Source organism: Curtobacterium sp. BRB10, from assembly GCF_031844325.1.
GTDB classification, from domain to species: Bacteria; Actinomycetota; Actinomycetes; order Actinomycetales; family Microbacteriaceae; genus Curtobacterium; species Curtobacterium poinsettiae_A.
Genome location: NZ_JAUZVA010000010.1, coordinates 61,331 through 81,883 on the forward strand (window position 1 = coordinate 61,331; position 20,553 = coordinate 81,883).

Genomic DNA, 20,553 nt, shown 5'->3' on the forward strand with positions numbered 1-20,553 from the left:
CCCGACCCCGTCCCGTATTGCACTTTCAGCGGGAGAGTGCAATTCTTGCTCGGTGAGCACCACCGAACGCACCCGCGCGCTGCGCCGACGCATGATCGTCGAGGCACGTCGGGCGACGGTCGAACACGGGCTGCACGGCTTCACGATCGAGCAGCTCTGCGAGACCGTCGGGGTGTCGCGCCGCACGTTCTTCAACCACTTCGGGTCGAAGGACGACGCCGTGCTCGGCATCGAGCTCAACGCCGACGTCGAGGCGATCGACGCCTACGCCGCCGGCGGGATCGTCCCCGGCGACCTCGACCCACTCGACTCGATCGTCGCGCTCGCGGTCGATCAGCTGCGACGCGTCGGCATCGACCGCGCGGACGAGGTCCTCGTCCGCGGCGTCTTCGAGCGGGAGCCCGCGCTCGTCGCGCGGTTCCTGTCCGCCACCGACGCGCAGCTCGGCCGCATCACCGCGGCGGTCCGCACCCGGTTCGGCTGGGACGACCCGGCCGACCGTCGCGCGCGCCTGGTGACCGAGGCGGCCGCGGCGCTCGCGAAGGTGACGGCGGAGACGTACTTCGACGACGCCTTCGACGAGACCACCGGGCCGACGTTCGACGCCCTGCTCACCGAGAACCTCCGCCTGCTCAGGGCGGTCACCACGACCGAACGGGAACACACCACATGAGCGCCACCGCGCCGGGCACCACCAAGCGTGCCCGCCCAGGCTCCGACGGCCCGCTGCTCCTCACGCAGCGTCGCATCTGGATCATCTTCTCCGCCCTGATCGCGGGGATGCTGCTCTCCAGCCTCGACCAGACCATCGTCTCCACCGCGATGCCGACCATCGTCGGCGAGCTCGGCGGTGTCGCCCACCAGGCCTGGCTGACCACCGGGTACCTGCTCGCCTCCACCATCGTGATGCCCGTCTACGGCAAGTTCGGCGACGTCCTCGGGCGCCGCAACCTGTTCCTCATCGCGATCGCGCTGTTCACCATCGCGTCGGCCGGTTGCGCGTTCGCCACGGACTTCACGCAGCTCGTGGCGTTCCGCGCGATGCAGGGGCTCGGCGGCGGCGGGCTGATGATCCTGTCGCAGGCGATCATCGCGGACATCGTGCCGGCCTCGCAGCGCGGCAAGTACCTCGGCCCGCTCGGTGCGATCTTCGGCCTGTCCGCCATCGGTGGCCCGCTGCTCGGTGGGTTCTTCGTGGACCACCTCACCTGGAACTGGGCGTTCTACATCAACATCCCGGTCGGCATCGCGGCGTTCTTCGTGGCGTGGTTCGCGCTGACCCTGCCGAACAAGAAGGCGACGAAGCGGATCGACGTCCTCGGCGTGCTGTTCATGTCCGCCGCGACCACGTGCCTGGTGTTCTTCTCGGAGTTCGGCGGCAGCAAGGACCACGGCTGGGACGCCCCCGAGACCTGGGCCTGGTTCGCCGGTCTCGTCGTCTCGGCAGCGCTCCTGGTGTTCGTCGAGTCCCGTGCACAGGACCCGGTGCTCCCGCTGTCGTTCTTCCGCAACCGCACCTTCCTGCTGGCCACCGGCATCGGCCTCGTACTCGGCATCGGCATGTTCGCCGCGATCGGCTTCGTCCCGACGTTCCTGCAGATGGCCTCGGGCACCTCGGCGGCGGTCTCCGGCCTGCTGATGCTGCCGATGATGGCCGGCCTGATCGGCACGTCGATCGCATCGGGTGTCCTCATCACGAAGACCGGGCGCTACCGGATGTTCCCGATCGTCGGCACCGTCCTGGTGGCCATCGCGATGCTCGCGATGACCCAGCTGGCGGCGGACACCCCGATCTGGCTCATCTGCGCGTACCTGTTCGTCTTCGGTGCGGGGCTCGGCCTGATCATGCAGGTGGTCGTGCTCGTTGCACAGAACGCCGTGCCAGCCGAGCAGGTCGGTACCGCCACCTCGACGAACAACTACTTCCGTGAGGTCGGCGCCTCCCTCGGCACCGCCGTCTTCGGTGCGCTCTTCACCGCGCGGCTCACCACGTCGCTGACGGACGTGTTCCGCGGTGCCGGTGGGTCGGCGACGGATGCGGCGTCGTCGGCGGGCAGCATCGACCCCGCGACGGTTGCGAAGCTGCCCGAGGCGGTGCAGGACGGCATCGTGAACGCCTACGCAGACTCGCTCGCACCGGTGTTCTGGTACCTGCTGCCGTTCATCGCCGTGGCGTTCCTGCTCGCCCTGTTCCTGCCGCAGATCACGCTGTCCGACACGGCCGGCATGGTCGCCCGTGGCGAGGCCGTCGGCGGCGACGAGGCCGACGAGCTCGAGCGCGCCCAGCGCGCGGCGCGTGCGGAGCACGCGCAGCCGGTCGAGTCCGCGGACCGCACGCAGCAGTAGCCCGCCTCGCGAAAGCGACAGATCTGCGCGGAACGTCCGCGGACATCTGTCGCTTCCGCGTCGGCGATGGTGCGCGACGGGAGGGGTCTGTCGCCTCGGCGGTGTGGTCGGTACCGTGCGCGGACGGGAGGCTCGGGGCCAGCTGGCACCGGGCCTCCCGTCCGTCGTGGCGTGCCCCACCGCCGCGGCCGAGTGCGGCGGCACCCGCATCGCGAAAGCGACAGACTGCCGCGGAACATCGGCGGCGCACTGTCGCTTCCGTGGAGATGACGTGAGCGCCTCGGGGAGCAGCGTCGCTTCCGCGTGCCGGACCGGGCAGGACCGGGCCGGACTGGACCGGCTGCGCCAGCGTGGGGCGCTACGCCCCGGTGCTCGCGCGCGGCACGAGCCGCGTCGGCAGGGCTGCGGCCTCCGCGGCCGTGCCGTCGAGCATCGCGAGGAGCCGCAGCGCCGCAGCCCGGCCGAGGTCGGCGCCGGGCAGCGCCACGCTCGTCAGGGCCGGGGCGGTGACCGACGACGACGGCAGGTCGTCGAAGCCCGCGACCGCGAGCGCACCGGGGACGGCGATGCCGAGCGCGCCGGCGACCCGCAGCACTCCGTAGGCCAGGGTGTCCGCGGCCGCGACGACGGCGGTGACGTCGTCGTCCTGCCAGGCCTCGATGACGTGCTCGGTCGCCGAGGCCGCGGCCTCCACGGTCAGGTCGGCGCGGGCGGTGACCTCGGACACCGTGATGCCGGCGTCCGCGCAGGCCTGCTCGAACAGCTCGCGGCGCACGCCGAACGTCGCCGCCCGCGAGGTGCCGTCGAGGTAGCCCACGTGCCGGTGCCCCTGGGCGTGCAGGTGGGCGACGAGGTCGTGCACACCGGTGGAGAGGTCGTAGTTGACGGCCTCGGGGCCTCCGGGGGCGTCGAGCAGCACCACGGGGACGCTCGCCGACATCTGCTCGTCGACGGCGGGGGCATCGACCAGGATGCCGGCCGGCCGCAGCCGTTCGAAGCGCCGGACGTCGGCCGCGACGGGCTGCGCGCCCCGCTCGGTGACGGAGAGCACGAGCTGGAACCGGTCGCCCAACGTGTCGCGGACGCCACGGATGACCTCCGCGAAGAACGGGTTCGACAGGTCGGGGGCGATGAACACGACGAGGTCACCGCTGCCACGGGCCAGGGAGCTGGCAGCGTGGTCGACGACGTAGCCGAGGTCCTCCACGGCGTCGCGGACCCGCGCGGCGATGGGGGCGGAGACCCGCCCGCGGTCCTTGCCGTTCACGACGAGGGAGACCGTGGCGATGCTCGTGCCCGCACGCTCGGCCACCATCGCAGCGGTCACACGACGGCTCGGGGCGGCGGGGGAGGGCACTCGTCGATGCTAGCGAGCGCGGTGGTCGAACTTGACGTCAAGCGCTTGACGTGTTTCGATGTCAAACGCTTGACGCGCCATGTCGCCAGCGCTCTGCCGGCCCGTGGATCCCCACCACGTCGAGCACTCACCTCGATTCCCCGAAGAAGTGGAGCGCCCAGCGTGCCCGATGCGACCCAGCCCGCCGCGAAGATCATCCTCGACTGCGACCCCGGCCACGACGACGCCGTGGCGCTCCTGCTCGCCCACGGCAGCCCGGCGATCGACCTGCTCGCGGTGACCACCGTCGTCGGCAACCAGACCCTGCCGAAGGTCACCCGCAACGCCCTGGCCGTCGCCCGCATCGCCGGCATCACCGGGGTGCCGTTCGCTGCCGGTGCCGCCCGCCCGCTGCTGCGCCAGATCGAGGTCGCGCCGGACATCCACGGCGAGAGCGGCCTGGACGGCCCGATGCTCCCCGAGCCGTCGTTCGACCTCGACGAGCGCCACGCCGTCGACCTGATCATCGACACCGTGATGGCGCACGAGCCCGGCACGGTCACCCTCGTGCCGACCGGCGGCCTGACGAACATCGCCCTCGCGGCCCGCAAGGAGCCCCGCATCGTCGAACGCGTCAAGCAGGTCGTGCTCATGGGCGGCGGCGTGCACGTCGGCAACTGGAGCCCGGTCGCCGAGTTCAACATCGTCATCGACCCCGAGGCCGCGGCCATCGTGTTCGAGGCCGGCTGGGACGTCGTGATGGTCGGCCTCGACCTGACGCACCAGGCCCTGGCCACCCCCGAGGTCGCCGCGCGCATCGCCGGCGTCGGCACCGCCCCCGCCGCGTTCGTCGGCGAGCTGCTCGACTTCTTCGGCCAGACCTACAAGGACGCCCAGGGCTTCGACGCCCCGCCGGTCCACGACCCCTGCGCCGTCGCCTACGTCATCGACCCCACGATCGTCCGTGCCGTGAAGGTCCCGATCCACGTCGAGACCCAGGGCGCGCTGACGCTCGGTATGACCGTCGCCGACTTCCGCGCCCCCGCACCCGAGGACTGCCGCACGAGCGCCGCGATGGAGCTCGACCACGGCCGCTTCTGGGATCTCGTCGTCGACGCCCTCGAGCGCATCGGGGAGACGGCCGACACCGGCTGGACCCCACGTGCCGCCGCCGACGCCGTCGAAGCCGGCATCACCATGACCCCGGAGCGCTGAACCCCCATGACCACCACCTCGACGAAGAAGTCGATCGGCGCCCTCACCGCCGCACTCCTCGCCGCGTGCATCGCGTTCCAGCTGAACGCGAGCATGCTGAGCCCCGCCCTCGTCACGATGGCGCGCGAGCTGCACACGGACGACGCCACCATCGGCCTGTCGCAGACCCTGTACTTCACCCTCGCGGCGCTGTTCTCGCTGTTCCTGCCGCGGTTGTCCGACATCGTCGGCCGCAAGCGCGTGCTGATCGGCATGCTCGCCGTGATGCTGGTCGGCAGCATCGTCGCCGCGCTCGCGGTGAACGTGCCGATGCTGTTCGCCGGTCGCATCATCCAGGGCGTCACCGGTCCAGTCGTCCCGATCTGTCTGCTCGTCCTGCGCAACGAGATCAGCGACCCGAAGCGCTACGGCGCCGCCCTCGGGCTGCTCACCGCGGTGAACGGTGGCATCGCGGGCGTCGACGCGCTGGCCGGCGGGTGGATCGCGACGAACTTCGGGTTCCGCGGGATCTTCTGGGTCATCGCCGTCGTCACCGTGATCGCGCTGGCACTCGTCGCCGTCTGGGGTGTCGAGTCGAAGCCCTCCGCCGGTACCCGGATGGACTGGGTCGGCGTCGTGCCCCTCGTGGTGAGCGTCGGTGCGCTGCTCACGGCGTTCAACGAGGCCGGCAAGATCGGCGCCGCGAACCCGGTGCTCGTGGTCGGTGGCGTCGTCGTCGCGCTCGTCGCCTTCGCCGTGTTCTGGGCCGTCGAGTCGCGGGTGCGGGAGCCGCTGGTCGAGACCCGGTTCCTCAAGCGCCGTGCCACCTGGGCGCTGCTGACGACGACGTTCCTGACCATGACCGGCGTCTTCGCCGTGGTCAACGGACTCGTCACGAGCCTCGCGCAGAACGGTGACGCCGGCTTCGGGATGGAGCCCGACCTGGCCTCGCTCGTCTTCCTCACCCCGTACGCGCTGGTCGGGTGGATCGTCGGACCCTTCGCCGGTCGCCTCGCCCCGACCATCGGGTACCGCGCCGTCCTACGCGTCGGCCTGATCGGCAGCATCGTCTCGACCGTCCTGATGGCGCTCGTCGGGGTGCACTCGTTGCCCGTCCTGGTCACCGCGACCGTGCTGATCGGCATCACCTACGCCGGCATCGCCAACATCATCCTGAACGGCCTCGGCATCGTGCTGTCACCGGAGTCGAACCCCGGGTTCCTGCCCGGCCTGAACGCCGGTGCGTTCAACCTGGGCGCCGGGGTCAGCTTCGCCGTCCTGCCCGCGCTGCAGATCGCGCTCGGCGTCGGCGGTTCCGCGGGCACCGCCGGGTACTCCGGTGGCATGCTGCTCGGGGCCGCGATCACGACCGTCGCGCTCGCGATCTCGTTCCTCATCCCCCGTCCGGAGGGCGCCGAGACCGCGTCCGTCGCCCCGCAGAAGGAGACCGTCCGTTGACCGAGAGCATCGTCGTCGTCGGGTCGCTGAACGCGGACCTGGTGGTCCGCACCGCGCGCTTCCCCCAGCCCGGTGAGACCCTGCAGGGCTCCGACCTCGCGATCCTGCCCGGGGGCAAGTCCGCCAACCAGGCGGTGGCTGCCGGGAGGCTCGGGGGCACGGTGCGCATGATCGGTGCGGTCGGCGACGACGGGAACGGTGTGCTGCTCCGCGACTCCGTCGCGGCTGCGGGTGTCGACACGACGCACGTCGCGATCCGGGAGGGCGTCGCGACCGGCACCGCCGTCATCACGGTCGACGCCGCAGGCGAGAACACCATCGTGATCTCCGCCGGGGCGAACGGCACGCTCACGCCGGACGACGTGCCGGCCGACGTCTTCGCCGGCGCCGCGGTGCTGGGGCTCTGCCTCGAGGTGTCGATCGACGTCGTCCTCGCCGCCGCACGGGTCGCGCGCGCCGCCGGGGTCACGGTGCTCACGAACCTGTCGCCGTTCGGCGCCGTGCCGGCCGAGCTCCTCGAACTGACCGACGTGCTGCTGGTGAACGAGCACGAGGCCGCGGCGCTCGGTGACCACGGCGTCGCCCGGTCGATCGTCACCCGCGGCGGTGCCGGCTGCGTCGTGCACGACGGGGGTGCCGAGCCGGTGTCGATCGACGCCGTCCGGGTCGAGCCCGTGGACACCACGGGCTGCGGCGACGCCTTCATGGGGGCGGTGGCGCTGCGTCTGGCCGAGGGGGACACCCTCGTCGACGCGGCCCGGTTCGCGGTGGGGGTCGGGGCGTACGCCGCGACCGGGCCGGGCGCTCAGGCCTCGTACCCGACCACCGCCGAGCTGGAGGCGTTCCTGCGGGCGTAGGACGGGCCTCCCGGCGTGGGGTGACTGCGCGGGCCACTAGCGTTGTCCCCATGCGCGTGGGAGTCCTCGACATCGGGTCCAACACCGGCCACCTGCTCGTGGTGGACGCCCACGGTGGCGCCGCGCCGCTGCCGGCGTCCTCGTTCAAGCAGCCGCTGCGGCTGGCCGAGCACCTGGACGACGCCGGCGCGGTGACGCCGCAGGGCGTCGACGCGCTGACGCAGTTCGTCGCGGACGCCGTCCGCGTGGCCGAGGAGCGCGGCTGCGAGGACATGCTCGCGTTCGCCACCTCGGCCGTGCGCGACGCGGTGAACTCCGACGAGGTGCTCGCCCACGTCGAGGCCTCGACCGGCGTCGAGCTGGCCGTCCTGTCCGGTGGCGACGAAGCGCGGCTGACGTTCCTGGCCGTCCGACGGTGGTTCGGGTGGTCCGCCGGTCGTCTGGCGGTCTTCGACATCGGCGGTGGCTCGCTCGAGATCGCCGGCGGTGCCGACGAGGCACCGGACGTCGCGTGGTCGATGCCGATCGGCGCCGCACGCCTGGCGCGCTCCTACTTCGCGGCCGGCACCCCGACCGAGGACGACGTCCGCCGCATCCGCCACGAGATCCGCGTGGAGATCGCCCGGGACGCCGGACGGCTGCTCCGCTCGGGCCGCCCGGACCGAGCGGTGGCGACGTCGAAGACGTTCCGGTCGATCGCCCGGATCTGCGGGGCCGCGCCGTCCGCCGCCGGACCGCTCGTGCCCCGCGCCCTCGACGGCGACGTGCTGCGGCAGCGGCTGCCGGAGCTGCTCACGATGTCGGTCGACGAACTCGCGGCGCTGCCGGGCGTCTCGGCGAGCCGCGCGCACCAGGTGGTGCCCGGGGCGCTCGTCGCCGAGGCGTGCCTGGACATTTTCGACCTGCCGGCCCTCGAGATCTGCCCGTGGGCGCTGCGCGAGGGCGTCATCCTCGAACGGCTCGACCAGTTGTCGGTCCTCGGGAACCCGTAGCGGCCAGTCGGTCTAGCCGCGCGGCTGCCGGGCCCGCTGTCGTCGCTGCCTCGGCGGAGCGAGCAGCCACGGACGGATCAGCTTCGTCACGAACGGCAGCACCCAGAACGTCATGATCGGTGTGAGCACGACGGTCGTGATGAGCACCCGGGGCAGGATCGCGACGTGCGTGAACGCGGGGACGAGCCAGGCCGTCAGGTAGGTGAACGCGAGGTTCACCGGGAAGAAGCCGAGCCAGATGCTCACGGACTGCTTCCACCGCGGGGGAGCGCTCGAGGCCGGGGCGTCCTGCGGGACGTCGAACCAGCCCTCGATGCCGGTGCGCTTCTCGACGCGGGACTCCACCACCAGGTCACGGCCCAGGTCGAGCCAGCGCAGCCGGTCGTCGGAGTTCTCCCACGTGGCCAGGGAGTCGTGGTCGGCGAACCGGTAGAGCATGTGCCACTCGCGGGACAGGGCGGTGGACCGCACCCACCCCGAGCCGAGGAAGCCGGGGTAGCGGTTCGCCAGGTTCACCCCGGACTGCACCCAGCGGGTGACCTCGGGGATGCGATCGGGTTCGACCAGTCGGGTGACGGAGACGGTGACGGGCGGGCCTGCGGTCTCGGATGACGACTGCAGGCTCCCAGGCTCTTGTGGAGTCATGCGACCAGTGTCCCGGACCCGTGTTTCCGGCTCGTGACACAGCTCGTCGGTCGTCGACGCGCCAGTGGGTAGGTTCGCGGTATGAGCGAGACCGAGCGCGGCCGGCACGAGACGCCGACGGAACGGTGGGACCGGAACTGGGTCGACATCCAGCAGGAGCTCCGGATCGTGCAGACCGGGACACAGATCCTCGCCGGGTTCCTGCTGACGTTGCCGTTCCAACAGCGCTTCACGAGCCTGTCCGACCGGCAGGAGACGGTCTACCTCGTGCTGGTCGTCCTCGCCGTCGTCGTGACCGTCGTGGCGCTGTCGGCCGTGGCGACGCACCGGCTGGTCTTCCGGCAGCGACAGAAGCACGACCTGGTCCGAGTCGGCAACGTCATCCTGCTCGCCGCACTCATCGCGAGCGCGTTGCTCTTCTCGGGGACGGTCTACTTCGTCTTCGACGTGGTGCTCGGTGGCGCCGGAGGCGTGATCGGCGGGGTCGCGGTCTTCGTGGGCACGGCGGCACTGTGGACCGCCCTGCCCTTCGGCCTGCGGCGGACCGAGCGTGACGCCGACGGAGCGAACGACCGGTCGTCGGCCGGCTGAACGAGTCCTCCGGCGGAGCGCACCGCTTGTCCAGCTCGATGGTCGACGGTGTCGGTGATGTCCGTCAACACCGCCGCCAACGCCGTCTCGGTCCCGCTGGGTCCGCCGATCGCCGCGCACGCCCTGCGGTACACCGCGATGTACGCGCCGAAGCCCTTCGCCGAGGCGCTGCTCGTGTACCGGGACAACGGCACGTACACGATCCTGTCCCCGGGCGAGGACCACCACGGCTGCTACGTCTCGGCGACCGATCCCGCCGAGGGGATGCGGCACGTCGCGTTCATGTCGTGGCCGTCCGCGGACTGGGGCCGGAACGTCGCGTCGCACACCCTGACCTTCGAGGCGGGGAACGGTGCCTTCACCCAGGAGCTCCGGCTGCCGGGCGACCCGGTGCCGAGGGCACAACACGGGTACGCGGTGCCCGTCGAGCACCCGGAGCGGATCGACACCGGTGCCGGGTGGAGCGCCCTGCGCGACGTGCACGCCGAGGCGTTCACCGTGCTGGAACGGTTGGCGGGCGGCGGGTCGACAGCGGCCTGAGCCGTCAGCTCGCCTGCTTCTTGGCGGCCGGCTTCTTCGCCGGCGCCTTCTTCGCGGTGGCCTTCTTCGGTGCCGACTTCGCGGGAGCCTTCTCGGCCGCACTGTCGGCAGCCTTCTTGGCTGGCGCCTTCTTCGCCGGCGCCTTCCTGCCCGAGCCGGACGTGCCCGAGGCGGAACCCGACGACGACCGTGAGGTCGACGACGAACGCGACCCCGAGCCTCCTGTCCGCTTCTTGTCGACGGACGCACGCAGGGCGGCCATCAGATCGAGCACGTCACCGCCCTCGTCGTCGTCCTCGTCGTCCTGCGCGCCGAAGGTCTTCTCGGTGTCGATGTCGTCGCCCGTCTCGAGCTTGGCGTCGATCAGCTGCTGCAGTTCCTCCTGGTAGGAGTCGGTGTAGCGGTCGGGGTCGAAGTCGGTGGACATGCTCTCGACGAGCGAGGACGACATCTTCAGCTCGTTGGCGCTGACCTTCACCGTCGTGTCGAGGGTCGTGAAGTCGGCGGCGCGGACCTCGTCACCCCAGAGCAGCCCCTGCAGCAGGATGACCTCGTCGTGCACCCGGAGCACCCCGAGCCGCGTCTTCTGCCGCAGGGTGAACTGCACGATCGCCAGGCGGTCGGTCTTCGCCAGGGTCTCGCGCAGCAGCACGTACGCCTTCGGCGAGCGCGAGTCGGGCTCGAGGTAGTAGGTCTTCTCGAACATCATCGGGTCGACCTGTTCGACGGGCACGAACTCGAGCACCTCGACCTCGTGCGACTGCTCCTCGGGGAGCTGTTTGAAGTCGTCCGCGGTGAGCACGACGGTCTTGTCGCCGTCGTCGTAGGCGCGCTGGATGTCCGCGTACTCGACCTCGTGGCCGAACTCGCACACCCGCTTGTACCGGATGCGGCCCTTGTCCTCGTCGTGGACCTGGTGCAGGGACACGTCGTGCGTCTCGGTGGCCGCGTAGACCTTGATGGGCACGTTGACGAGCCCGAACGCGATGGAGCCCTTCCAGATCGACCTCATGCGCTCATGATGCCCGCCTGCACGCGTGCGTGCCCGGAGCCATCGGTTCCTCCACAGGTCCGACGGCCGGGGGATCGTTCCACGGATGTCCGGCTCGCTGGACCGCCGCGAGGCCGACACGAGCACGATGGGCCCATGAGCCAGCTCGACAAGCAGGACCCGCGCGACCAGTTCCCCCGTCCGCCGTTCCCCGCGCAGACCCAGCAGGGGTCCGGGCTGGCGAGTGCCATGGACCCCGCCCCTGATCACGGCGAGACGAGCTACCTGGGCACCGGGCGGATGCGCGGGTACCGGGTGCTCGTCACGGGCGCGGACTCCGGCATCGGGCGCGCTGCGGCGATCGCGATGGCGAAGGAGGGCGCCGACGTCGCCCTGAACGCCCTGCCCGAGGAGCGCGAGGACCTCGAACAGGTCCGCGACGTCATCGGAGACCTCGGGCGCAAGGCCGTGCTGCTGCCCGGCGACCTGACGGACGAGACCTTCTGCGACGTCCTGGTGCAGGACGCCGTGAGCGAGCTCGGCGGCCTGGACGCGCTCGTGCTGGTCGCGGGTCACCAGCAGGTGCACGAGGACATCACCGCGCAGAGCACCGCGGACTTCGACCGCACGATGAAGGTCAACCTGTACTCGCTGTTCTGGCTCGTCCGGGCTGCCGTCCCGCACATGGCGCCGGGCAGCTCGATCGTCACGACCAGCTCCGTGTCGGCGTACCAGCCGCAGGACCGCATGATCGACTACGCCGCGACGAAGGCCGCGATCATCACCTACACGAACGGGCTCGCGCGACAGCTCGCGAGCAAGGGCATCCGGGCCAACACGGTGGTGCCCGGCCCGGTGTGGACGCCCCTGCAGCCGATCAGCTACCCGGGCGACGAGATCGCGGCGTACGGCCAGGACACCCCGTTCGGCCGTCCCGCCCAACCCGTCGAGCTGGGCAGCGCCTACGTCCACCTGGCCGGGCCCGAGTCGTCGTACACGTCCGGCACGACCCTGACGGTGGCGGGAGCGACCGGGGTGGCGCTGTGAGTCCCGCCTCGCGCAAGACCGTCGTCCTCGTGGGCGACCGGCGGCTCGCGCTCACGAACACCGACAAGGTGCTCTACCCCGAGACCGGCACCACGAAGGGTCGGGTGATCGAGTACTACGAGCGGGTCGCGCCGTGGATGATCCCGCACGTCAAGGACCGTCCCGTGACCCGGAAGCGCTGGGCCAACGGTGTCGAGGGCAAGGTCTTCTTCGAGAAGAACCTGCCCGACTCGGCTCCCGACTGGGTGCGGCACCACACCATCCACCACTCGGAGCACGACAACGAGTACCCGATCGTCGACGACCTGCCGACCCTGGTCTGGATGGCACAGCAGGCCGCGCTCGAACTGCACGTCCCGCAGTGGCGGTTCGGCACCCGCGGCGCGCAGCAGAACCCGGACCGGCTCGTCCTCGACCTCGACCCGGGCGAGGGCGTGGGGCTGCCCGAGTGCGTCGAGGTCGCCGTGGCCGCGCGCGAGATCCTGCACGGTATGGGGCTCGACCCGTACCCGGTGACGTCCGGCTCCAAGGGCATCCACCTGTACGCGGCTCTCGACGGCAGAACGACGACCGCGCAGGTCTCCGACGTCGCCCACGAGCTGGCCAAGGCCCTCGAGACGGACCTGCCGGACCTGGTGCTGTCGTCGATGAGCCGTGCCGAGCGGAAGGGCAAGGTCTTCGTCGACTGGTCGCAGAACAACGGCAACAAGACGACCATCGCCCCGTACTCGCTGCGCGGCCGCGAGCGGCCGACGGTCGCAGCACCCCGCACCTGGAAGGAACTCGAGGAACGCGGGCTCGCGCAGCTCACGTTGGACGAGGTCCTCGAACGCCTGGAGGCCCGTGGGGACTTCCTGCACCCGGTCGCCTCCGCCTCGCTGGCCGTCGGACGCGACGACCATGGTCACTGGGACAGCGACCGGACCGAGCGCGCGAACGACGCCGAGCAGCCCGCACGTGACCGGCTCGCCGCCTACCGTGCGAAGCGGGACGCCTCGAAGACGCCGGAGCCCGTGCCCGAGGGTGCACCCACCGTGCGGAAGGACGGCACACCGACCTTCGTCATCCAGGAGCACCACGCCACCCGCGACCACTACGACTTCCGGCTCGAACACGACGGGGTGCTGGTGAGCTGGGCCCTGCCGAAGGGCGAGCCGACCGACCCCGGCAAGAACCACCTCGCCGTGCAGACCGAGGACCACCCGCTCGAGTACGGGGCGTTCGAGGGCACGATCCCGAAGGACGAGTACGGCGGCGGCACGGTCACGATCTGGGACGACGGCACCTACGAGCTCGAGAAGTGGCGCGAGGGGCAGGAGGTCATCGTCACGCTGCACGGTCGGGCCGGCGGCGCTCGCCGCCTCGCGCTGTTGCACACCCGCGGCCGTGGCGGCGGGGACGAGAAGAACTGGCTCATCCACCGCACGAAGGAGCAACCCGAACGGCTGGCGGAGGGCGCCGGCTCTGCCGGGCCGGCGGTGGCGCGACGGGCGGACCGGCCGTCGGACGGGCACGGCGATGCGCACCGCGCCGGGCAGCGACGGATCAGCGGGGCCGCGGACGCCGAGACCCCGCCGTCGGAGCGCCGGACGATGCAGGCGACCCTGGCCAAGGGCGAGCCGCGGCTGGATCCGGCGGACTGGGCCTTCGAGATGAAGTGGGACGGGGTGCGCGCGCTGGCGACGGTCCGCGACGGGTCGGTGACCCTGCGCAGCCGCAACGACAACGACTTGACGGCCCAGTACCCCGAGCTGCAGGAACTGGGCGAGCGGGCCGGTGTGGACGGCGTGTTCGACGGTGAGATCGTGGCCGTCGACGATCGTGGCCGACCCTCGTTCCAGCTGCTCCAGAACCGCATGGGCCTGACGAAGGCACGCGAGGTCCGGAGCGCGCAGGAGACGACGCCCGTGCGGTTCCTGCTGTTCGACGTGCTCGAGGCGGACGGGCACGAGCTCACGCGGCTCGGCTACGACGCCCGGCGACAGGCACTCGAGACGGTCGTGGAACCCGGCGGTGCGATCGACGTGCCGCCGGCGGTGCAGGGCGACCTCGACGCGGTGCTGGCTGCATCGCGCGAGCAGGGACTCGAGGGCGTGGTCGCGAAGAAGCGGTCGTCGAAGTACGCCGAGGGCCGGCGGTCCGAGGCCTGGCTGAAGCTCAAGCACCACGCCACGCAGGAAGTCGTCGTCGGCGGCTGGAAACCGGGCAGCGGTCGGCGTGCCGGTGGGATCGGGTCGCTGCTGCTCGGGGTGCCCGGCCCCGACGGGCTGGAGTACGTCGGCAAGGTCGGCACCGGGTTCCGTGACCGTGACCTCGACGAGATCGCCGGTGTCCTCGCACCGCTGGAACGGAAGACCCCGCCGTTCGTCGACGTCCCACGGCCTGACGCGCGCGATGCGCACTGGGTCACACCGAAGCGCGTCGGTGAGGTCGAGTTCGCCGAGTGGACCGGCGACGGACGGCTCCGGCAGCCGTCCTGGCGTGGGTGGCGCGTGGACAAGGACCCGGATGACGTCGTGCGGGAGACCTGACCCGGGTCTCGCCTTCGGGCCCACATGCGTGCGCATCGGGTCCGCCGCTGGCGAACATCCGTCCCCCGTCCGCAGACTGCGCGGGGGACAGTATCGGCATCGCTGACCACGATCGGCCGTCGGCTGTTACGTTCGCCGGGACGAAGGGGGCTCCGAGGATGAACTCGAGCAAGTACCTGCCGCCCTACACGGCCGCAGAACGCGTCGCGATCACGGGGGACGACCTGTCGCAACGGACCGTCGAACCGAGCGGCGCCGCCACGGAGACCGAGGTCCGGTACGCGGACTTCCTCGCCGACGAGGACGACGACTAACGAAGACGACGATTGACGGGGCAGCCCTGAACGTCTGACCGCTCGGCGCGACCGACAGAAGCGAACAGACCCGACGGCCCGCACGCTGGATCAGGGAGCGCACGGACCGCCGCCGAGGCACGTGACCAGCCGGTTCAGGGAGACCGACCACGAAGCCCCGCACCGGGCTCGCCGAAGCGACACTCGGTGGGTCCACTGGTGAGACGTGCCGAGTGAGCGTTTCGTCACGCGGGCGCAGAGAAAAATCGCCGGGCGACCTCGATGGTCGCCCGGCGATCTCGTCTGTCCGGGGGGATCCTGTCGGATCAGGACGGGGTCAGGCCGCGGGCGCAGGGCCGTCGGTGGGCACCGCGTGGTCAGCCACGGGTGCGTCCTCTTCGATGAGCTCGTCCTCTTCCGGTTCGACCACCTCGGCCGCGGCGGCCTTGGCCTCGTCGATGGACTCCTGGGAACGGCGGAGCAGGTCGTCGTCGTGTGCTGCCTGATCGGTCATGTCCAGGAATCTACGCGGGCGTCCCTGTGTCGGCGTCCCGACGGCGGGCTCCGTGCGTCGGGTCGTGCCGGCCGGTGTGCGGTGGCTCGAAGTCCACCGCAGACGTCGGTGCGGGTGTCGAGGGCATCGCCGGGGCGGCCGGCGCGCCGAACGCGTCAGCGGCGTCGAGCACCGCGCGGGTGGCGGCGACGGCCGTCCGGAGCGCGTCGCGGACGGGCATCGCCCGGTGCGCCGGGGTCCGGACCTCGACGCCCCACGGTTCGTCGAACCCGAGCTCGCGCACGGTCCGCACGAAGCCGGGCAGGTCCCACGCCCCGGCACCGGGCAGGTACCGTGCCGTCCGGGACTCCTCGGCGAGGGTCATCCCGCTCGGGGTGTGCAGCAGTCCGTCGCTCAGCTCGACGGCTGCGAGGACCCCCGGTCCGACCCCCTGCCGGATCGACGCGAGGGTGGAACCGCCGCGGAGCGCGTGCATGGCGTCGATGAGCAGGCCGCCGTTCGGGTGCCCGGCGGCGGCGACGAAACGGGAGGCCCGCTCGACCGTGGGCAGGTTCGACCACGGTTCCGGTTCGAGCACGAGCTGCGCTCCGACCGCCTCGGCCTGGTCGGCGAGCACGACCCAGTCGTCGGCCATCGTCGCGGGGGAGGCTCCGGGCAACGAGGTGTCGGCGCGCGCCACCACCTGCCAGGCGCTCAGCGTCGCCGCGGCCTCGAGCACGACCCCGCGGTCGGCGTCCTCGTCCCGGGTGCGGCTCGTGCACGTCCACCACCGGTCGAGTGGTCCGAGCTGGACCCAGACGATGCCGGCGGCGTCGAGCATGCGCCGCAGTTCGGCGAAGCCCGTCGTTGCGCGGACCTCGTGCAGGTCGTCGAGCGACAGCGACAGGCCGGCGAACCCGGCGGCGCCGACGGCGTGCACGCGGTCGCGGACGCTCTCGTCGCCCGCCCACGTCCAGGACGTGGCGAGCAGGTCGTGTTCCAGCACGGTCGTACCTCCGGCAGTCCCGAGGTGTCCGCGTCGCCCCGTCGCGATGCGCCGCCCCGTGTCCGCCGCGGGCCCCACCCGCGACGATGCCCAAGACTTACCCGCGCTGCCTGCGAAGGCTCCCAGCCCGTCGACACATCGGCGACACGTGCTTCAGACGATCCGGGTCCGGACCTCGCCGACGCCGGCGATCGTGCCGACGAGCACGGCGCCGCGTTCCAGCGCACCGACACCGTCAGGAGTGCCGGTCAGCACGAGGTCGCCGGGCGCGAGCGCCACGGACCGTGACAGGGCCGCGATCGTCTCGGCGACCGACCAGATCTGGTCGGCCAGGTCACCCGACTGCCGGAGTTCCCCGTCCACCGTCAGCTCGATCGCGCCGCTGGTCGGGTCGACCTCGGACGCCGGGGCGAGCGCCCCGATCGGTGCCGAGGCGTCGAAGCCCTTGGCCGTGTCCCACGGGCGCCCGAGTCGCTTCGCCTCGGCCTGCAGGTCGCGGCGGGTGAGGTCGATCCCGACGGCGTACCCCCAGACGTGTGCGAGGGCGTCGGCGACCGCGATGTCCGTGCCGCCGGTGCCGATCGCGACGACGAGCTCGACCTCGTGCTCCAGTTGCTGCGTCAGCGGCGGGTACGGGGTGTCGGCGCCGTCGACCACGACCGCGTCCGCCGGCTTGGTGAAGAAGAACGGCGGCTCGCGGTCCGGGTCGTGTCCCATCTCGCGGGCGTGCGCCGCGTAGTTCCGGCCGACGCAGAACACACGGCGGACGGGGAAACGCGCGCCCGTCGTCGTGGGCACGGTCGGGAGGCTCGGGGCCGGGATGACGAGTTCGGTCACGGTCCCAGCGTGGCAGGCCCGCAGGGCATCGGTTCAGCCCTCGCCGAAGGACGCCTCGTCCTTGAGCTTCCGCGCCCGGGCGCGCTCCTGGCGTTCGCGCCACTCGATGCGCGCTTGACGGAGCTCCTCTTCGGCGCCCTTCGCCCGCATCATGGGCCCGTAGTGCGGGTCTGCCAGCAGTGCGGGTGTCGTCAGTTCACGTCCGTCGAGCCATCGCTTGAAGTCCTTGTCACTCAGCTTCGAGATCATCGTTCGCTCCTTCGATCGTCGCTGCGGTCAGGTCGTCGAGTGCCTGACCGACCCAGCGGTCGTCCGCGGTCGTCCAACTGCGGGTCACCAGCGCAGCGGACATCACACCGGCGGCCGCGCGTTGTCCTTCGTCGTCCGAGGTCGCCCGGTCGGCGACCCATGACCAACGCTGCCACCACAGGTCGCGGCGCACCGAGAACTCTGCATTTCGCCGTCCTGCGCGCCCGTCGAGCACCGAGGCGACGAGCGCACCCAGCGCGACGGACGCACTCGTGACCGACACGAGTGCGCTGATCCAGCCGATGTCCATGCCGGAACCCTGACAGCACGGAACCGGCCGCGCGGCCGGCGTGACTGGTCCTGTGGAGGGTGGCCGGGCCTCCCGGCCTGTGGAGGAGTGCGTCAGTTGCCGGGTGCGGCCGCCTCGGTCTCGCCCGCACCCGGGTCGCCACCGGTCCCGCCGCTGGCGGGCTCGTCCTGGGGCCAGCCCGCGAACTCCCAGCCCGCGAGCGACGGGTGGTCCTCGCCCTTCGTGTACGCGAACGTCCGTGCAGCGTCACGCGCCTCGGACAACTTCGTGAGCAGGTCGGCGTGCGCCTCCGCATCCACCCGCGTCAGGGCGTCGTGGGCCAGGGCGAAGCGGTCCATCTCGTTGCGCATGAGCATGTCGAACGGCGAGGTCGTCGTGCCCTGCTCGAGGAACCCGTGCACGTGCAGGTCGTCGTGTCCGTTCCGGCGGTACGTCAGCTGGTGCACGAGCGTCGGGTACCCGTGGAACGCGAAGACCGTGGGCGTGCCGGGCAGGAAGAGCGCGTCGTACTGCTCGTCCGGGATCGGGTGCTCGTGCTTGCGCGGGTCACCGAGCGCCAGCAGGTCGACGACGTTGAGCACGCGGACCCCGACGCCGGGCGCGTGCTTCCGGATGATGTCGGTGGCGGCGATCGCCTCGACCGTGGGGACGTCACCGGCGCAGGCGAGCACGACGTCGACCTTCCCGACGGCCTGCTCGGTGCCGGCGAAGTCCCACACGCCGAGTCCGGCCGCCGCGTGCGCGACCGCGTCGTCGAGGGACAGGAAGACCGGCTCCGGGTGCTTGCCCGCGACGATCACCTCGATGCGGTCCGTGGTCTCCATCGCGTGCGCGGCGACGGCGAGCAACGTGTTGGCGTCGGCCGGCAGCTTGATCCGGACGAGGTCCTGCTGCTTCGAGGCGACGATGTCGAGGAACCCGGGGTCCTGGTGGGAGAACCCGTTGTGGTCCTGTCGCCAGACGTGCGACGAGAGCAGGAGCGACAGGTTGGACACCGGCACACGCCAGTCGATGTCGGTCGAGGACTCCAGCCACTTGGCGTACTGCCCGACCATCGAGTCGATGATGTGGGCGAACGCCTCGTAGGTGTTGAGCATCCCGTGCCGACCGGACAGCACGTAGCCCTCGAGCATCCCCTCGAGCAGGTGCTCGGACAGGACCTCGGTGACGCGTCCGCGTGCGGCGAGGTGCTCGTCGCCGGCGGCGCGCTGGGCCCGCCAGACCCGCGAGGTCACGTCGAACACGGCGTCGAGCTTGTTCGAGATCGTCTCGTCCGGGCCGAACAGCCGGAAGGTCGACGCGTTCTTCTCGATGAGTGCGGCGAGCCAGGGGCCGAGCGTGCCCGTGGCCGACGCCGTGGAACCCGCCTCGACCGCGTACGGCTCGAGCGGCGGCCGGTCGAGCGCGGTCCGCAGCCGACCGCCGTTGCCGTGCGGGGTGGCGCTCATCCGCTCGTCACCGGTCGGGCGGATCGTGGTCATGATGCCGATCGGGTGGCCGTCCTCGTCGAAGAGCTCCTCGGGGCGGTACGAGCGCATCCACTCCTCGAGCTGGGCACGGTGACCGTCGTCCTCGCGCACCGCGGGCAGCGGCACCTGGTGCGCGCGGAAGGTCCCCTCGACCTGCTCGCCGTCGACCTCCTTCGGCCCGGTCCAGCCCTTCGGGGTGCGCAGCACGATCATCGGCCAGCGTGGACGCAGGTCCGCGGCGCCGGCGGGCTGCCCGGCGGCGGCACGGGCGGCCTGGGCGCGGGCAGCGGCCTGGATGTCGTCGATGCCGGCGAGGGCGCGTCGCAGGGCACCGTCGAACAGTGCGTGGACCGCGTACGGGTCGTCGTCGACGCGGCGGGAGTCGACCACGATCGGGTCGTAGCCGAGCCCGCGGAAGTACGCGGTGAGGTCCTCGTCGGGGATGCGGGCCAGGACGGTCGGGTTCGCGATCTTCCATCCGTTGAGGTTGAGGATCGGCAGCACGGCACCGTCGGAGACCGGGTCGAGGAACGTGTGCGCCTGCCACGAACCGGCGAGCGGACCGGTCTCGGCCTCACCGTCGCCGACCACGCACGCGACGACGAGGTCCGGGTTGTCGAGCGCCGCACCGTAGGCGTGCGACAGCGAGTAGCCGAGCTCACCGCCCTCGTTGATGGAGCCGGGGGTCTCCGGGGCGGCGTGCGAGGGGATGCCACCGGGGAACGAGAACTGGCGGAAGAACCGCTGCAGGTCGACGTCCTGGTACAGCTCGTTCCACGTGCCGTCCAGCCAGGCGTTCGCGTTCATCGCGGGGCCGCCGTGCCCCGGGCCGCAGATGTACAGGAACTCGCGCCCGGTCTCCGTGATCAGCGCGTTGCAGTGCGCGTACACGAGGTTCAGTGCGGGGGAGGTGCCCCAGTGGCCGAGCAGCCGCGGCTTGACGTCGTCGGGTTCGATCGGCCGGGTGAGCAGCGGGTTGTCCAGCAGGTAGATCTGCCCGACCGTCAGGTAGTTGGCGGCGCGCCACCAGGCGTCGACCGCCCGGAGCCGGTCGGTGGTGGAGATGTGTGCTGGAGCCATGGGTACACGGTACGAAACTCCGGGCTGCGGCACCTCAGGAAAGTCGTCCCAAACCGTTCGGGCGGGGGTGCCGAATGACTTGCACAGGGCAAAAGCCCAGGGCGCTCTCCGGTCACAGTTGGCCGGGCTGCAGCTTGCTCACAGCAAGTGTGCACACAAGCGTGCACGTTCGGCCACCGGCCGGAGCGCCTCCAGAGCAAAGGACTGATCACGATGCGTAAGAGCCTCAAGACCTCCATCACCCTCGCCACGACCGGCGCCCTCGTCCTCGGCGGTGCCGCGTTCGGA

At 71.4% G+C, this 20,553-nt stretch carries 20 protein-coding genes; 11 read left to right on the top strand and 9 right to left on the bottom strand.

Features of this window, described 5'->3' with window-relative positions; all coding sequences use genetic code 11:
- The first annotated feature begins 52 nt into the window (after window positions 1-52).
- Window positions 53-673, top strand: a complete 621-nt coding sequence (locus tag Q9R26_RS17555) for a TetR/AcrR family transcriptional regulator (protein WP_262139930.1) — start codon at window positions 53-55, stop codon at window positions 671-673.
- Window positions 670-2,346: an MDR family MFS transporter gene (locus Q9R26_RS17560; protein ID WP_311228041.1), complete on the top strand. Its 1,677-nt coding sequence runs from the start codon at window positions 670-672 to the stop codon at window positions 2,344-2,346. Before Q9R26_RS17555 ends, Q9R26_RS17560 begins: the two co-directional genes overlap by 4 nt.
- Window positions 2,347-2,704: 358 nt before the next feature.
- Here Q9R26_RS17560 and Q9R26_RS17565 read toward each other — a convergent pair whose 3' ends face one another.
- A complete protein-coding gene (locus tag Q9R26_RS17565) occupies window positions 2,705-3,703 on the bottom strand; it encodes a LacI family DNA-binding transcriptional regulator (RefSeq protein ID WP_259578266.1) in 999 nt (332 codons plus the stop codon).
- Window positions 3,704-3,865: 162 nt separating this feature from the next.
- On the opposite strand from Q9R26_RS17565, the gene Q9R26_RS17570 reads away from it, so the two are divergent.
- Genes Q9R26_RS17570 through Q9R26_RS17585 form a run of 4 tightly spaced genes read left to right on the top strand, consistent with a single transcriptional unit; the run spans window position 3,866 to window position 8,183 of the window.
- Entirely contained in the window at window positions 3,866-4,897 is a 1,032-nt protein-coding gene (locus tag Q9R26_RS17570) for a nucleoside hydrolase (RefSeq protein ID WP_311228042.1), read from the top strand.
- 6 nt (window positions 4,898-4,903) lie between these two features.
- Window positions 4,904-6,334 (top strand): MFS transporter, encoded by a 1,431-nt coding sequence (locus Q9R26_RS17575; RefSeq protein WP_311228043.1) that lies wholly within the window; start codon window positions 4,904-4,906, stop codon window positions 6,332-6,334.
- Complete coding sequence (locus tag Q9R26_RS17580; RefSeq protein WP_311228044.1) at window positions 6,331-7,191, top strand: ribokinase; 861 nt, start codon at window positions 6,331-6,333, stop codon at window positions 7,189-7,191. Before Q9R26_RS17575 ends, Q9R26_RS17580 begins: the two co-directional genes overlap by 4 nt.
- A gap of 50 nt (window positions 7,192-7,241) precedes the next feature.
- Complete coding sequence (locus tag Q9R26_RS17585) at window positions 7,242-8,183, top strand: Ppx/GppA phosphatase family protein (protein ID WP_311228045.1); 942 nt, start codon at window positions 7,242-7,244, stop codon at window positions 8,181-8,183.
- Between the two features lie 12 nt (window positions 8,184-8,195).
- Here Q9R26_RS17585 and Q9R26_RS17590 read toward each other — a convergent pair whose 3' ends face one another.
- Complete coding sequence (locus Q9R26_RS17590) at window positions 8,196-8,828, bottom strand: antibiotic biosynthesis monooxygenase (protein WP_259578262.1); 633 nt, start codon at window positions 8,826-8,828, stop codon at window positions 8,196-8,198.
- Window positions 8,829-8,909: 81 nt separating this feature from the next.
- On the opposite strand from Q9R26_RS17590, the gene Q9R26_RS17595 reads away from it, so the two are divergent.
- Complete coding sequence (locus Q9R26_RS17595; RefSeq protein WP_182067163.1) at window positions 8,910-9,419, top strand: DUF6328 family protein; 510 nt, start codon at window positions 8,910-8,912, stop codon at window positions 9,417-9,419.
- Between the two features lie 57 nt (window positions 9,420-9,476).
- Window positions 9,477-9,959, top strand: a complete 483-nt coding sequence (locus Q9R26_RS17600; protein ID WP_182067164.1) for a hypothetical protein — start codon at window positions 9,477-9,479, stop codon at window positions 9,957-9,959.
- 4 nt (window positions 9,960-9,963) lie between these two features.
- Here Q9R26_RS17600 and Q9R26_RS17605 read toward each other — a convergent pair whose 3' ends face one another.
- On the bottom strand, window positions 9,964-10,971 hold the full coding sequence (locus tag Q9R26_RS17605; protein WP_311228046.1) for a Ku protein: 1,008 nt from the start codon (window positions 10,969-10,971) through the stop codon (window positions 9,964-9,966).
- Window positions 10,972-11,106: 135 nt separating this feature from the next.
- Between Q9R26_RS17605 and Q9R26_RS17610 the strand changes: the two genes are divergently transcribed.
- From Q9R26_RS17610 to Q9R26_RS17620, 3 genes are all read left to right on the top strand, one after another.
- Window positions 11,107-11,997, top strand: a complete 891-nt coding sequence (locus tag Q9R26_RS17610) for an SDR family oxidoreductase (protein WP_311228047.1) — start codon at window positions 11,107-11,109, stop codon at window positions 11,995-11,997.
- Window positions 11,994-14,528, top strand: a complete 2,535-nt coding sequence (locus tag Q9R26_RS17615; RefSeq protein WP_311228048.1) for an ATP-dependent DNA ligase — start codon at window positions 11,994-11,996, stop codon at window positions 14,526-14,528. The genes Q9R26_RS17610 and Q9R26_RS17615 overlap by 4 nt, the downstream gene beginning before the upstream one ends.
- 158 nt (window positions 14,529-14,686) lie before the next feature.
- On the top strand, window positions 14,687-14,842 hold the full coding sequence (locus Q9R26_RS17620; protein ID WP_311228049.1) for a hypothetical protein: 156 nt from the start codon (window positions 14,687-14,689) through the stop codon (window positions 14,840-14,842).
- Window positions 14,843-15,158: 316 nt separating this feature from the next.
- Here the strand turns inward: Q9R26_RS17620 and Q9R26_RS17625 are convergent, their stop codons facing one another.
- The 6 genes from Q9R26_RS17625 to Q9R26_RS17650 form a co-directional block, all read right to left on the bottom strand.
- Window positions 15,159-15,335, bottom strand: a complete 177-nt coding sequence (locus tag Q9R26_RS17625) for a hypothetical protein (RefSeq protein ID WP_155896953.1) — start codon at window positions 15,333-15,335, stop codon at window positions 15,159-15,161.
- Between the two features lie 10 nt (window positions 15,336-15,345).
- Window positions 15,346-16,320 carry a TIM barrel protein gene (locus tag Q9R26_RS17630; protein WP_311228050.1) on the bottom strand — a complete coding sequence of 325 codons (975 nt, stop codon included), beginning with the start codon at window positions 16,318-16,320 and terminating at the stop codon, window positions 15,346-15,348.
- 153 nt (window positions 16,321-16,473) lie between these two features.
- On the bottom strand, window positions 16,474-17,157 hold the full coding sequence (locus Q9R26_RS17635) for a fumarylacetoacetate hydrolase family protein (protein ID WP_182067170.1): 684 nt from the start codon (window positions 17,155-17,157) through the stop codon (window positions 16,474-16,476).
- 33 nt (window positions 17,158-17,190) lie between these two features.
- Window positions 17,191-17,406, bottom strand: a complete 216-nt coding sequence (locus Q9R26_RS17640) for a hypothetical protein (protein WP_017887493.1) — start codon at window positions 17,404-17,406, stop codon at window positions 17,191-17,193.
- Window positions 17,387-17,716 carry a hypothetical protein gene (locus Q9R26_RS17645; protein ID WP_311228051.1) on the bottom strand — a complete coding sequence of 110 codons (330 nt, stop codon included), beginning with the start codon at window positions 17,714-17,716 and terminating at the stop codon, window positions 17,387-17,389. The genes Q9R26_RS17640 and Q9R26_RS17645 overlap by 20 nt, the downstream gene beginning before the upstream one ends.
- Before the next feature lie 92 nt (window positions 17,717-17,808).
- Window positions 17,809-20,265 (bottom strand): phosphoketolase, encoded by a 2,457-nt coding sequence (locus Q9R26_RS17650; RefSeq protein ID WP_209132874.1) that lies wholly within the window; start codon window positions 20,263-20,265, stop codon window positions 17,809-17,811.
- Between the last annotated feature and the right edge of the window lie 288 nt (window positions 20,266-20,553).